Raw genomic sequence first — 14049 nt, forward strand, 5'->3', positions numbered from 1 at the left:
CGCCCGATGACGACCCTGCTGATCGCCGACGACCACCCGCTGTTCCGCGAGGCCTTGCGCGGGGCGATCGCGCGTGCGGTGCCCGATGCCCGTTTGCGCGAGGCGCACAACGTCGAGGCGCTGTACGCGATGGTCGAGGCCGAGCCCGACGCCGATCTGTTGATGCTCGACCTCAACATGCCCGGCGCCCAGGGCTTCAGCGCTCTGGTGCACCTGCGCGCGCAGTTCCCCCAGTTGCCGGTGCTGATGGTGTCGGCGCGCGAGGAGCCGGCGGTGATGCGCCGGGCGCTCGACCACGGCGCCGCCGGCTTCGTCCCGAAGTCGGCCGATGCCGAAACGCTGGGGCGCGCGGTCGCGCAGGTCCTCGATGGCGACCGATTCGTCCCCGAGGCCGCAGTCTCGGCGCCGGCGGTCTCGGCCGGCGAGCACGATGTCGCCGCGCGGCTGCGCGACCTCACCCCGCAACAGTTCCGGGTGCTGCAGATGCTCGGCGACGGCATGCTCAACAAGCAGATCGCCTACGAGCTCGGCGTCTCCGAGGCCACGGTCAAGGCGCACATGACCGCGGTGCTGCGCAAGCTCGGCGCCTCCAATCGCACCCAGGCGGTGCTGATCGCCGGCAAGCTCGCCGTCGACCCCGACATCGACGGCATCCCGCCCGACGCCCGATAGCCGCGCGCCTGCTGCCCCCTTCCCCCGCTTGCGGGGGAAGGCCTGCATCCGCGCAACAAGCCGCGGCGCTTGCAACCTCCTTCCCCCGCCTGCGGGAGGAAGGCCTGCATTCGTGCAACAAGCCGCGGCGCTTGCAACCTCCTTCCCCCGCCTGCGGGAGGAAGGCCTGCATTCGTGCAACAAGCCGCGGCCCTTGCAACCTCCTTCCCCCGCTTGCGGGGGAAGGCCGGGATGGGGGCAAACGCTCCGATCGCGCGTAGATCGGTTTCCCAGCAGACCGTGGTCCTTGGGCCACAGTCCGCTAAGGCTGAAGGTCTCCCCTCACGCACCTCGCCGCATGCGCGGGGCGCAGAGCCCTCAGCGGTGCCGATAGGCCCGCGGCAGGCCGCCTTCGCTGGCCGGTGTCGCCGGCGGCAGATAGCGGTCGCGCAGTTCGGTCTGACGCGAGCGCATCTCGATCGCGCGGCCGCCGAACCACACCTGGTCCGCGGTGTAGGCGACGTCCAGCGGGTCGCCCGACCACAACACCAGATCGGCGGTGCGTCCGACCGCGATCGTGCCGATTGCCGCGTCGACGCCGAAGGTTTCGGCCGGCACACGCGTCAGCCCGGCCAGGCCGGCTTCCCACGGCAGCCCGTGGGCAACCGCATTGCCGGCAAGCTGGCGCAGCTTACGGGCGTTGTGCGAGGCATCGCTGGCCTGCGCGAAGCCGACACGCACGCCGGCCGCATGCAGGCGTGCGGCGTTCTCGAGCGTGGCCCCGATCTGGTCGAAGTCCGACGGCAGATTGACCAGCGGATCGACGAACACCGGCACGCCGGCGGCCGCGAGCTCGGGTGCCAGCTTCCAGGCCTCGGCACCACCGCGGATCGCGATGCGCAGGCCGTGGCGCTTGCTCCAGCGCAACAGTTGGCGGATGTCGGAGGCGCGGTTGACGCCGACGACGATCGTGCCCTGGCCATCCAGGTAACGCGTCAGTGCGCGCTTGCCGGCCGGCGTCAGCGAGGCGACGTGCGAATCGGCCGGCAGCCGACCGCGTGCCTCGTCGATCAACTGGTCCAGCAGCATCCACTGGGCCGCGCGCGATTGCCCGCTCTGTTCGGCGCCGGCACTGCCCAGCGCCAGGTACAGCACCTTCGGACCGGCCGGATCGACACTGCCGTCCAGGCGCATCGCTGCGCCCTGTCCACCGACGATCGCATTGGCATTGCCGGCCGACAGCAGCGTGAAGCCGATGCCTTCCACGCGCGCGACCGGGATCACGATCGAGTCGGGATTGAACGCCAGTGTGACGTCGAACTCTGGACGCACGACCATGTCCTCGGCACTGCCGAGCGACAGGCGGTCGTCGCGGGTGCCACGCTCGCCCGACACCTCCTCGATGCCGATCCCGGTCACGCCGCCGAACAATGTCGGTGTCAGTGGGCGGCCGCCGGCTTCGACGACAGGCGCGCCGGCTGCAGACAGCCCGGGGCCGACCGCGGCAATGCGGCCGCCGCGCACCAGCACGTCGGCTTCGCGCAGCGTGCCCTGGGCACCGGCAGTGTGGACCGTCGCGCCGCGGATCAGCACGTCCTGCGCGGCGACCGGCAGTGTGGCGGCGACGAGTGCGCCCACGCACAGCAGGCGTGCGATCGTGCGTCGGGTCGAGACCGTGCGGCTCATCGGGCACCTCCGGTGGCAGCCGCGCCCTGGCCGAGCATGAAGTCCGTCACCGGCTGGCGCGCTGGGTCGAACCGGTCGTAGACGTGCGCACCGTCGATCCACACCTGCTCGGCGAGTGCGTAGACGCTGAAGGGGTTGCCGTTCCACAGCACCACGTCGCCCATCTTGCCCGGTGCCAGCGTGCCGGTGCGCTCGAGCACGCCCAGCGAGCGCGCCGCGTTCTCGGTCAGCCAGCGGATCGCATGCTCGGGCGCAATGTCGAGCCCCGCGCGATGGGCGCTGGCCAGCACCTTCGCCGCTTCTTGGTTGAGGCGCTGGATGCCTTCGTCGGAATCCGAATGCACGATTGCGCAGCCGCCCGGCGCGCGGTCGACGATCGCGATGTTCTCCTGGATGCCGTCGAAGGCCTCCATCTTGAAGCCCCACCAATCGGCCCACAGCGCGCCACACACGCCCTCGGCGGCCAGCCGGTCGGCGATCTTGTAGGCCTCCACGCCGTGGTGGAACGCGGTGATGTGGAAGTTGAACTCATGCGCCAGATCCAGCATCTGCGCCATCTCATCGGCGCGGTAGCAGTGGATGTGCACCAGAATGTCGCCGTCCATCGCGCCGGCCAGCGTCTCGAGCTTGAGGTCGCGCTTGCCGGGCGAATCGCCGGCCTGCTTGTTGCGGTACTCGGCCGCGTCGATCAGCGCGGCGCGGTAACCGGCGACATTGCCCATGCGCGTGGCCGGACCGCCCTTCTCGCCGTAGACGCGCTTGGGGTTCTCGCCGCAGGCCATCTTCAGGCCGTAGGGCGCGCCGGGGAATTTCATGGCCTGCACCGTGGTCGCGGCGACGTTCTTGAGCGTGACGCCGCGCCCGCCGACGAGGTTCGCAGAGCCGGGCAGGATCTGCAGCGTGGTGATGCCACCGGCCAGCGCCGCGCCGAAGCCCGGGTCCTGCGGCCATACCGAATGTTCGGCCCACACCTGCGCGGTGACCGGCGCAGTCATCTCGTTGCCGTCGCTGTGCGCACGTGCGCCGGGGCTGGGGTACACGCCCAGATGGGAGTGCACGTCGATCAGACCCGGCGTGACCCACTTGCCGGTCCCGTCGACGCGCTGCGCATCGGCCGGCACCTCGAGGTTGCGTCCGACCGCGGCGACACGGCCATCGCGCAGCAACACATCGGCGCCGTCCAGGCGCTGGCCGTCGCCAATCAGCACCGTGGCGCCGCTGATCAGCACCGGCGCGGCGGCGATCGGCGCATAGGTGCTGGGATAAGGCGTCGACGGAGAAGAGGCGCGGGACGGCGCGCCGGATGAGGCAGTGGTGGCACAGCCGCCCAGCAGGACGGCCGCCAGGGCGGCGGACAACAGACGAGACATCGACAACTCCCCGAAGCGATGGATGATGGAACAGCCGTCGCGCATGCGCGACCCCCGAAGCGTCGTTGAGTGTACCCGTGTCGTGGCCGTGCGCACTGCGACCGTGCGCGCAGTTGTGGCGGGCTGCGGCCGACCGGCGCGCGGTGCGAGAATGCCTGCGAAGTAAGGAGAAGACGATGAAAGAAAAAGACCAGATTGTCGGCAACTGGTTGCCGCGCTACACCGGCGTGCCGCTGGACCAGTTCGGCGAGCACGTGCTGCTGACCAACTTCGGCGGTTACCTGCATCACTTCGCGCGCCTGACCGGCGCCGAGGTCGTGGGCCTGGACCGTCCAATGCCAAGCGCTACCGCCGATGGCATCACGATGATCAACTTCGGCATGGGCAGCCCCAATGCGGCGACGATGATGGACCTGCTCTCGGCGGTCATGCCCAAGTCGGTGCTGTTCCTGGGCAAGTGCGGCGGCCTCAAGCGCAAGAACCAACTGGGAGACCTGGTGCTGCCGATCGCGGCGATCCGCGGTGAGGGCACCAGCAGCGACTACCTGTTGCCCGAGGTGCCGGCACTGCCGGCGTTTGCGCTGCAACGTGCGGTCTCGACGATGATTCGCGATCTTGGTCACGACTACTGGACCGGCACCGTCTACACCACCAACCGTCGCGTCTGGGAGCACGACGACGCGTTCAAGGAGCGGCTGCGGGCAATGCGCTGCATGGCGATCGACATGGAAACCGCGACGATCTTCGCCGCCGGCTTCGCCAACCGCATTCCGTCCGGCGCGCTGCTGCTGGTCAGCGACCAGCCGATGATTCCCGAAGGCGTCAAGACCGAAGCCTCCGATGCCCGGGTCAGCGCCGACTTCGTCGAGCGCCACATCCAGATCGGCATCGAGGCCTTGAAGCTGATCCGCCGTCACGGCAAGTCGGTCCGGCATTTGCGCTTCGACGAGTGAGGGGGCCGCAAGCCGTTGCAGCACCGAGTTGCATCCGCCGCTGCCGGAGGCAGCGGCGTTCGGACCGATGCGAGAATCGAAAGATGCGAGACACGCACGTTCGCAATCCGCAGCACGCTGCGATCTCAGGCAGCATTGCCTCGATGAAATCGAGTGGCCAGGTGATCATCGCAGGCGCCGGACTGCGCTGTCGACGGACGTAACGCGAGGTCACGACCGCCGACGACATGTAGACACAGAGGGCGGCGGAGAACGCCGCCATCTGTAGTCTGCGGGGCATCCGGTCGTGCAGGGCATCCATGCGGCGTGACGCACTTACCCGTCGCTGTTGTCGCGCGCGATCAGTCGCGCAATCGTGCGCGGGTGCACGTTGAAGCGCTGTGCCACCTCCCGGTGCTTCAGGTGCTCGCATTGCACCAGCTTGCGGGCTTCCTCGCGCTGGGCCGGCGAAAGTGCGGACGCGCGTCCTAGATGACGCCCCTTGGCTCGCGCCGCGGCCATGCCGGCACGTGTGCGTTCACTGATCAACGAACGCTCGAATTCCGATAGCGCCGCCATCATGTGAAAGACGAGCCGACCGCCTGACGAGGCGGTGTCGATGTACTCACACAGCGAGCGGAAGCGGATATCGCGCTGGCCGAGGTCCGCCAGCAGCTCGACGAGGTGGGTCAACGAACGGCCCAGACGATCCAGGCGCCAGACCACCAGCGTATCGCCGGGTTGCGCACTGGACAGCAACTCCTCCAGTCCGGGCCGAGAGCGCTGCCCGCCGGAGATGCCCTCGTCGGTGAAGATCTCGGTGCAGCCTGCGGCCTTCAAGGCGTTCAGTTGCAGGGTGACGTTCTGTTCGTCGGTCGACACACGCGCATAGCCTAGGAATCTCATATCTACCGCGCAGCCTCCATGTCCACCAGTCCCCGTGGGCGACACGCGCTGTTGACACAAGGGATCCCTTTCCTCCTTCTGTCAATTTCGGCTGCGCCGAATCCTTAATGCGCGATACGCCCTTACTTTTGCCCGCCAATATTGTGGGCAATTTCATCTTTGCACAAGGGATCCCTTTCGCCAGGAAATGCTCGAAGTTTCACCAATGTTTGCATTTTATTTCCTTTCGAGTAGGCGTTACAGATTAACAGAATGAATAGCGGTTTGGGGATTTAGCCCGCACGCATTCGCTAGCTGGTCGGCATCACGACGATGCGCCGCAGAGCGGGCAGAAGGGCGCACGCGAGAAGACACGTCTCCCTGGAGAGGGCGGCGGCGCGTGCGTGGGCGTCTCCCGGTGCATTAACCCATAACGCACTGCCAGCCAAAGGCGCATGGCAGTCATACGAACGTTGCCAATACGATTGAGGACGCGAAATTGAACAGGATCTATCAGAAGAAATGGAGTCGCGCGCTGCAACAAGTGGTCGTGACGTCCGAACTGGCCAGCGCTGAAGGCGCGGCCGCCGTGGTGACCGGTGTTGTCGGTGCCCCGTCCGATGCCAGGCTCACCACCGCCCTGCGCTGCGCGCTGTGGGGCTCGCAGGCACTACTGTTGACCGGTGCCATGTTTGCGGTGCCGCAATCGGCGATGGCGCAGGCCAACATGGACGTCATCTGCCGGCATATTGATGGAAGCCCCGCCGGCTCGACAGACATGACGAGGGGCGGAGATGTTGCCTGCGGTCATAACGCCGTGGCCGGCTATGCCGGTAGCGCTTTCGGCCAGTTCGCGCGCGCAACTGGTGACGCTTCGGTAGCGCTTGGTTACGAGGCGTTTGCTCCAGGAAGAACTGCAGTCGCAATCGGCGGAGCCTCAAAAGCGCTGGGTGAAGACGCGCTGGCAATGGGGCGATTGGCGGCTGCCTCAAGTAACCGTTCGATCGCCTTGGGGCCTGACTCGGCTGCGAGTGGCCTCGCTTCCGTAGCGCTCGGATCGTATTCGCAGGCATCCGCTTTAGGTGCCGTTGCATTGGGCGCTCAGGCTGTCGCCAGCCATCCGGCTAGCGTCGCACTAGGCTCGGAATCGGGCACTGACGCGGTGGTCGCGACCACCGGTGCAACGGTGGGCGGGGTGAATTACGGCTTCAGTGGTGCGGCGCCGCGGGCTAACGTCAGCATTGGCTTGGCTCGAACTGGGGGAACACGCACGCTGACCAACGTCGCCGCTGGCCGCGTCAGTGCCACCAGCACCGACGCCGTCAACGGTAGCCAGCTCAATGCGGCCTACCAAGCGGTCAACCTGCTGTCGGCATCGACCTCGACCAGCATCAGCTCGCTGTCGACGGCGGTCGGCGGTGGCGGCACGGGCGGCGGCAATGCCGTGCAGTACAACGATGCGGCGCGCACATCGGTCACGTTGGGCGGCATCGCGGCGACGGCGCCGGTGCGGCTGACCAACGTTGCGGCCGGTTCGCTCGCGACCACCAGCACCGATGCGGTCAATGGCAGCCAGTTGGGCTCACTGTCCACGTCGACTTCGACCGGCCTGGTGTCGCTGTCCACCGGCATCGGCTCGCTGTCGACCGGCCTGAGCACGACCAACAGCTCGGTGACCTCGCTGTCCACTGTGGCCGCCAACGCGGTGCAGTACGACGATGCGACGCACGGCATCGTTTCCCTCGGCGGCGCCGGCGCCGTCGCCCCGGTGCGGCTGACCAACGTCGCGGCTGGTTCGCTGGCGGCGGGCAGCACGGACGCGGTCAACGGCGGCCAGCTCGGCTTGCTGTCGACCTCGACCTCGACCGGCCTGGGCTCGCTGTCGACCGGTCTGAGCACGACCAACAGCACGGTCGCCTCGCTGTCGACGCTCGGCCAGAACGCCGTGCTGTACAACGACGCCTCGCACACTGCGGTCACGCTGGGCGGCGCCTCGGCAACCGCACCGGTGCGGTTGACCAACGTGGCCGCCGGTTCACTGGCCGCCACCAGCACCGATGCGGTCAACGGCAGCCAGCTGGGCTCGCTGTCGACGGCGGCGTTGGCCGGCTTGAACTCGCTGTCGACCTCCACCTCGACGGCGTTTGCGAACCTGCAGACGGGCGGGACCGAGAACGCGGTGCAGTACAACGACTTCTCGCGTGCGGTCGTCACCTTCGGCGGCGCCAACGCGACGACGCCGGTGCGGTTGACCAATGTGGCCGCCGGCTCGCTGGCGGCCGACAGCACCGATGCGGTCAACGGTAGTCAGCTCGGTTCGCTGTCGACCTCGACCTCGACCGGCCTGAGCACGACCAACAGCACCGTGGCCGCGCTGTCGACCTCGGCCTCCACGGGCCTGGGTTCGCTGTCCACCTCGACCTCGACGGCGTTCGCGAACCTGTCGACCGGGGCGGCGAATGCGGTGCAGTACAACGACGCCTCGCGCTCGATCGTCACGCTGGGTGGCACGTCGGCGACGGCGCCGGTGCGGCTGACCAACGTGGCAGCCGGTTCGCTCGCCACCGACAGCACCGATGCGGTCAATGGTGCGCAGCTCGGTTCTTTGTCGACCTCGACCTCGACCGGCCTGAGCTCGCTGTCGACGGGCCTGAGTTCGACCAACAGCACGATCGCGTCGCTGTCGAGCCTGAGCGGCAACGTCGTGGAGTACAACGACGCTTCGCACACGGCGGTCACCTTCGGTGGCACGTCGGCGACGGCGCCGGTGCGACTGACCAACGTCGCAGCCGGTTCGCTGGCGGCCGACAGCACCGATGCGGTCAACGGCAGCCAGCTCGGCTCGCTGTCCACGGTGACCTCGACCGGTCTGGGCTCGCTGTCCACCGGGCTGAGCACGACCCGCTTCGACCTCAGCTCGCTGTCCACCTCGACCTCGACGGCGTTCGCGAACCTGTCGACCGGCGGCAGCACGAATGCGGTGCAGTACAACGACGCGACCCGTACGTCGGTCACGCTGGGTGGCACGTCGGCCACGGCGCCGGTGCGGCTGACCAACGTCGCGGCCGGTTCGCTCGCAGCCGACAGCACGGATGCGGTCAACGGCAGCCAGCTCGGTTCGCTGTCGACTTCGACCTCGACCGGTCTGGGCTCGCTGTCCACCGGCCTGAGCTCGACCAACAGCACCGTGGCCGCGCTGTCGACCTCGGCCTCCACGGGCCTGGGCTCGCTGTCCACCTCGACCTCGACGGCGTTCGCCAACCTGTCGACCGGGGCCGCCAACGCGGTGCAGTACAACGACGCCTCGCGCTCGATCGTCACGCTGGGCGGCACGTCGGCGACGGCGCCGGTGCGGCTGACCAATGTGGCGGCCGGTGCGCTCACCGCCAACAGCACGGACGCGGTCAACGGCAGCCAGCTGTTCTCGCTGTCGACCTCGACCTCGACCGCCTTCGCCAATCTGTCGGCCGGCGGTAGCGGCTTCAACGCGGTGCAGTACAACGACGTCAACCACGACGCGGTCACCTTCGGCGGCGCGGCTGCCCAGGCCCCGGTGCGGTTGAACAACGTCGCGGCCGGTTCGCTGGCGGCCAACAGCACCGATGCGGTCAATGGCAGCCAGCTGGGCGCGCTGTCGACGAGCCTGAGCACGACCAACTTCAACCTCAGCGCGCTGTCGACCTCGACCTCGACCGCGATCGCCAACCTGACGGTCAACGGGGCGGCGGGGCGAACGCGGTGCAGTACGACGATGCCTCGCACACCAAGGCGACGCTCGGCGGCACGTCGGCGACCGGGACGGTCGGCCTGACCAACGTCTCCGACGGGTCGCTGGCGAGCGACAGCACCGATGCGGTCAACGGCCGTCAGCTGGGTTCGTTGTCGACCTCGACCTCGACCGGTCTGGCCTCGCTGTCCACGGCGCTGAGCAGTATCGGCACCGGCGGCGGCAGCCTGATCGGCGGTGGTGGCGACACCGGCGGCGGCGCCCCGCGTCCGCCGGCGAAGGCCGATGGCGACGGCAGCCTGGCGGCGGGCGGCGGCTCCAATGCCAACGGCAACGGCGCGACCGCGGTCGGTTCGGACTCCAACGCCAACGGCGACAAGACCACGGCCATCGGTTCGGGTTCGTCGGCCAGCAACCAGGGCACCGCGATCGGTGCGGGTGCGGTGGCCAGCGGCGCCAACTCGGTCGCGTTGGGGCAGGGTCGATTGCCGACCAGCCCAACACCGTGTCGGTCGGTTCGCCGGGCCATGAGCGTCGCATCGTCAACGTGGCCGACGGTATCGCCGATACGGACGCGGCGAACATGCGTCAGCTGCGTGCGGTCGAACACCGTGTCGACCAGATCGAGCGCAACACGAACGCCGGCATCGCAGGTGCGATGGCGATGGCGATGATGCCGCAGCCCACCGACCCGGGTAAGAGCATGGTCTCGGCCTCGCTCGGCGGGTACGACGGCGAAGGCGCATTGGCCGTCGGCGTGTCGCGCGTCTCGGAAGACGGCGACTGGGTGTTCAAGGGCGGTGCCACCGTCAACACCCGCGACAAGACCGGTGCAGGCGTGAGCGTCGGCTATCAGTGGTGATGCGTTGACCGCGCACGGCCGCCTTCGGGCGGCCGTGTGTGGGCGGCATTCGCTCGACTGACAGGAGGTGGTGTGTGAAGTCGTTCCTGGCAAAGCTGGGCACCGTGGTGTTGCTGGTGCTGTTGATCCTCGCCCTGGCGTTGATCGTGTTGTTGTTTGCGGGCACGGGACGGGCGTCCCAACTGGCCCGCGGTATGACGGGAAGCAGTTCGCCGATCAGCGAGCTGCTGTTTCCCAACCTCGCCGCAGAAGAGCAGGCGAGACAAGGCATTTTCGTCTCCGAGGCCGAGCTGCGACGGCTGGTGCTCGGCATGACGCGGCGTCAGGTGCTGGCGCTGCTGGGCCCGCCGCAGTTCAGCGATGGACTGCCCGAGCCACGCGAGTGGAGCTATGTCATCAAGCCCAGCCCGCGGGCGCCGGTGGCGGAGGCGTGCCGGGCGCGGATCTGGTTCGACAAGGAGAACCGGTCGAGCGGGATCGCGTTTCAGCCGGCCGGCTGCGCGCCGATGGCGCGTGACGATGTGCGCGACGGCGTGGCCGCGGCCCGCCGCCGCAGTGCCTGCGCACCGCCGCACGTGGAGGTGCGGATGCCGCCGGCCGAGCAGGCCAGCGGGCGATGTCGGGGGCGCAGGGCCATCGGCAGTCGGCGTTCGTCTATCGGGCGCGTGCCGGGGCGCCGGTGCGCCCGGACACCCTGCATGCCGCGCCGATGGGCCCGCATGGAGACACGCATCGGGACTGGCCCAGTTGGTTCGCCGTCCGACGCGCGCCTTCGACCACGCCGCAACCGCTGGCGCAGGTCGAGACCGCGGCCGCCGACCACGGCGGGCAAGGCGTGGCCGAGCAGGCGCGGCCCATGAAGTAGCGCACACCGAACAGAGCCATCGGGCTGGCGGGATCGCCCCATCGCGTGACACCAGGGGCCGCCCGGCGCGGCCATGGAATCGAGCGAGGACACAACGGAATGAGAATCGGACTTTCGATCAGCAGTGCGCATCCGCACGACGCCGCCGAAGCGGCGGCGCGTCGGCGCGCCCTGCACATGGCCCAGGCGCTGGCGGCCGTGGACACGGTCGAGCACGTGATGCTGGTCGATACCGCGCAGGTGCCGCAGGCCATGGACGAGGCCGATCCCGAGACGCTGCGCTTGCCGGTGGCCGGTCAACGCGAGGCCACCGAACACCTGGACATGCTGATCGAGATCGGCGGCCAGCCCGACCTGGAATGGCTCGACTATCTGCGCGCCCGCGGCAAGCGCGTGGTGCTGCATCCGCCGCATCCGCCGTATGCACGGCTGATGGAGGCGACGATCTTCGACCGGCCGCGCGGCTTCGCCCGGCCGCGGCGTTGCGACGAAGTGTGGCTGCTGCCACGCGACGCCGCGCTGGCGCCGACGATGCGGGCCTTGCACCGCTGCCCGGTGCAGGAAGTGCCGTTGCTGTGGGGGCCGGAGTTCGTCGATGCCCAGGCCCGGGTGCTGCAGGGGCAGGGCATCGAGTACGGGTCCCGGGCCGCGCGTCTGGCGCGCGAAGGCACCGATGCGCCCGACAGCGAGCTGCAGAGCCTGCGGATCGCCTGCATCGCCAGCAATACCTCCGTGCTCGATGTGGCCCTGCTGCCGATCCTGATCGCCAATCACGCCTACCGCATGGGCACGGTCGCGATCGAGCACGTCCACGTACTCGGCAGCCTGCACCTGCGCCAGCACCCGACCTTCGCCGCGCTCAGCCCGCATCTGCAGCTGGTGAGAGACGACCGTCTGCTGCTCACCGGCGCCCAGGGCTTTGCGCGCTACAGCGCCGAGCACCGGATCGACCTGGTCATCGCGCACCAGTGGTGCCGCGACCAGGACGCGGCCTGGCTCGACGTGCTGTACGGCGGCTTTGCGCTGGTCCACAACTCGCCCTGGCTGCACGCCGCAGGTGTGGGCGCCTATTACCCCGGCTTCGACATCGATGCCGGCGCCGACAGCCTGGCGCTGGCCGCGCACGACTGCCTGGCCGGTTTCGGCGCGGCGCGCTTGCGCGAGTTGGAATTTCTCGGCGGTCTGCATCCGCAGGTGCCGAGCAATGTCGCGGCGTTCGCGGCCGTGCTCGCCACTGCGCCAGCCCTTGCGGAGACGCTCGCATGAGCGGGGCCACCGGACGGCGCGGCGGACTGCTCGAGGTCGGCATCACGCTGTATGTGCGGCGCGGGCAGCAGTCGATCTGGGAGAACGGCATCTTCCAGAACTGCTTCCTGCTGGCCACGCTGCTGCTGTGCGCGCCGCGCGTGGGCTCGGTGCGGCTGGTCAACGGCGGCGACGGCGACCCGACTCAGAGCGGCGACTTCCTGGCCGCCTCGCCGGTGCCGGTGATCGATCTGGCGACCGCGCTCGACGAACTCGACGTGGTCATCGAGCTCAGCGCCCAGCTCGACCCCACCTGGGCGCAGGCCTTCCGCGAGAAGGGCGGGCGGATCGTCGCGATGCACGTGGCCAACGACTACGTCATCGACATCGAGCGGATGATCTACGGCCTGGCACCGGGCATGCGCGCCTCGGGTGTGGTCTACGACAGCGTCTGGACGCTGCCGTCGTTCGAGGCCACCTGCGCCAGCTACTACCGCCACGTGCTCGGTGCCCCCGTACGCACGATGGGCCACCTGTGGAGCCCGGCGATGCTCGAGCACCGCGCCGCCGAATCGGGGGTCGCATTCGAGTACGTGCCCGGCCGCACGCGTTGGCGGCTGGCGGTGTGCGAGCCGAACATCTGCTCGGTCAAGACCTGCCACATCCCGATGCTGGTGTGCGATGTCGCCCATCGCCAGGCACCGGACGTCATCGTGCACCTGCGCGTGCACAACACGCTGCAGATGAAGGCCAACCCGGACTTCGTGGCCTTCGCGCGCAGCCTGGACCTGGTCAATCACGGCATCGCCACCTTCGAGCCGCGGCTGCCGATCGCCGACATCCTCGGCGTGAGCGCCGATGCGCTGGTGTCGCACCACTGGGAGAACGCCCAGAACTACCTCTACTACGAAGCGCTGTGGGGCGGCTTTCCGCTGATCCACAACTCGGCGCTGCTCGGCGGCTGCGGCTATCGCTACCGCGACTTCGACTGCGAAGACGGCGCCCGCGCCCTGCGCCGGGCCCACGCCATGCACGACGCCTCGCTGGCGAGCTACCGCCGCGACGCGCGCGCCTTTCTCGACACGCTCCACCCGGCCAATCCCGACAACGTCAGGCAGTACGAAGCGGCGCTGGAGGCGCTGTTCGCATGAGACGACATCAAGCCCGTGCCGCGCTCGCCGCCTGGTTCCTGGCGGCCTGTGTCGTGGCCCACATCCTCCTGGCGGCGGTAACCCAGGCCGCCGAAGCGCAACCGGTGGCGATGCCCACCAGCCAGGAACTGCCCCTGCTCGCCAGCGCCGCCCGCCGTGCCGGCATCCGCACCTGTCTGCCGGCGCTGTCGGCGATCTCGGCCAGCGTCTCGCGCGACGTGCTGCGCCAGGACGTGCTGCTGGACTGGGATCGCGAATCGCCCGACGACGGCGCGTTCTTCAGCCTGCTCGCCTCCGAGACCCGCGACCGCACGATGCTGCTGTCGGTCAACCGCGTGCCCGAGCGCAACGGCGGCTGCGCGTTCCTGGTCGAGAACATCCAGGCCGACCGCCGTGCCTGCAACGTGCTGGCCTCCGACGAACTCGTCGGCTACACCCGGGTGCCGTTCCTGCCGACGGTCGATGTCTACACCCTGGCCGAGCGGCCGCAGGAAACGGTGATGCTGGTGCGTGCCTCGCCCGGCTGCTTGATGGTCTGGCGGCACGTGCAGTACGGCATCGGCCGACCGACCCGCATCCCCGGCACCGCACCCGGCTATCAGGCCGGGGAGGGCGGGCAATGATCGAGTCCCTGCTCGGGCGGCTCACCGGCCGGCGCGCGGCCTATGTGCGCGA

General features: G+C 68.9%; 12 protein-coding genes. 8 read left to right on the forward strand and 4 right to left on the reverse strand.

All coding sequences use genetic code 11. The features are described from left to right. The first annotated feature begins 6 nt into the window (after window positions 1–6). On the forward strand, window positions 7–672 hold the full coding sequence (locus tag BEN78_08620) for a DNA-binding response regulator (GenBank protein ASR43427.1): 666 nt from the start codon (window positions 7–9) through the stop codon (window positions 670–672). A 357-nt stretch (window positions 673–1029) separates the two neighbouring features. Here BEN78_08620 and BEN78_08625 read toward each other — a convergent pair whose 3' ends face one another. Both BEN78_08625 and BEN78_08630 read right to left on the reverse strand, forming a co-directional pair. Further along, window positions 1030–2337, reverse strand: a complete 1308-nt coding sequence (locus tag BEN78_08625) for an amidohydrolase (GenBank protein ID ASR43428.1) — start codon at window positions 2335–2337, stop codon at window positions 1030–1032. Beyond that, window positions 2334–3707 (reverse strand): amidohydrolase, encoded by a 1374-nt coding sequence (locus BEN78_08630; GenBank protein ID ASR45028.1) that lies wholly within the window; start codon window positions 3705–3707, stop codon window positions 2334–2336. The genes BEN78_08625 and BEN78_08630 overlap by 4 nt, the downstream gene beginning before the upstream one ends. 176 nt (window positions 3708–3883) lie before the next feature. On the opposite strand from BEN78_08630, the gene BEN78_08635 reads away from it, so the two are divergent. Next, window positions 3884–4660 carry an AMP nucleosidase gene (locus BEN78_08635; protein ASR43429.1) on the forward strand — a complete coding sequence of 259 codons (777 nt, stop codon included), beginning with the start codon at window positions 3884–3886 and terminating at the stop codon, window positions 4658–4660. 315 nt (window positions 4661–4975) lie between these two features. Here BEN78_08635 and BEN78_08640 read toward each other — a convergent pair whose 3' ends face one another. Further along, window positions 4976–5545, reverse strand: coding sequence for a DNA resolvase (locus tag BEN78_08640; GenBank protein ID ASR43430.1), 570 nt, complete (start codon window positions 5543–5545; stop codon window positions 4976–4978). 1141 nt (window positions 5546–6686) lie between these two features. On the opposite strand from BEN78_08640, the gene BEN78_08645 reads away from it, so the two are divergent. Further along, window positions 6687–9335: a hypothetical protein gene (locus BEN78_08645; protein ID ASR43431.1), complete on the forward strand. Its 2649-nt coding sequence runs from the start codon at window positions 6687–6689 to the stop codon at window positions 9333–9335. Window positions 9336–9390: 55 nt separating this feature from the next. On the opposite strand, the gene BEN78_08650 is transcribed toward BEN78_08645, so the two are convergent. After that, window positions 9391–9711 carry a hypothetical protein gene (locus BEN78_08650; protein ASR43432.1) on the reverse strand — a complete coding sequence of 107 codons (321 nt, stop codon included), beginning with the start codon at window positions 9709–9711 and terminating at the stop codon, window positions 9391–9393. A 45-nt stretch (window positions 9712–9756) separates the two neighbouring features. On the opposite strand from BEN78_08650, the gene BEN78_08655 reads away from it, so the two are divergent. The 5 genes from BEN78_08655 (at window position 9757) to BEN78_08675 (ending at window position 13997) form a co-directional block, all read left to right on the forward strand. Further along, entirely contained in the window at window positions 9757–10113 is a 357-nt protein-coding gene (locus tag BEN78_08655; protein ID ASR43433.1) for a hypothetical protein, read from the forward strand. A 74-nt stretch (window positions 10114–10187) separates the two neighbouring features. Continuing rightward, entirely contained in the window at window positions 10188–10973 is a 786-nt protein-coding gene (locus BEN78_08660) for a hypothetical protein (protein ID ASR43434.1), read from the forward strand. A gap of 104 nt (window positions 10974–11077) precedes the next feature. After that, on the forward strand, window positions 11078–12244 hold the full coding sequence (locus tag BEN78_08665) for a hypothetical protein (GenBank protein ID ASR43435.1): 1167 nt from the start codon (window positions 11078–11080) through the stop codon (window positions 12242–12244). Beyond that, a complete protein-coding gene (locus BEN78_08670; GenBank protein ASR43436.1) occupies window positions 12241–13374 on the forward strand; it encodes a hypothetical protein in 1134 nt (377 codons plus the stop codon). The genes BEN78_08665 and BEN78_08670 overlap by 4 nt, the downstream gene beginning before the upstream one ends. Further along, a complete protein-coding gene (locus BEN78_08675) occupies window positions 13371–13997 on the forward strand; it encodes a hypothetical protein (protein ID ASR43437.1) in 627 nt (208 codons plus the stop codon). The genes BEN78_08670 and BEN78_08675 overlap by 4 nt, the downstream gene beginning before the upstream one ends. The last annotated feature ends 52 nt before the right edge of the window (window positions 13998–14049 follow it).

The organism is Xanthomonas citri pv. mangiferaeindicae, from assembly GCA_002240395.1.
GTDB classification, from domain to species: domain Bacteria; phylum Pseudomonadota; class Gammaproteobacteria; order Xanthomonadales; family Xanthomonadaceae; genus Luteimonas; species Luteimonas citri_A.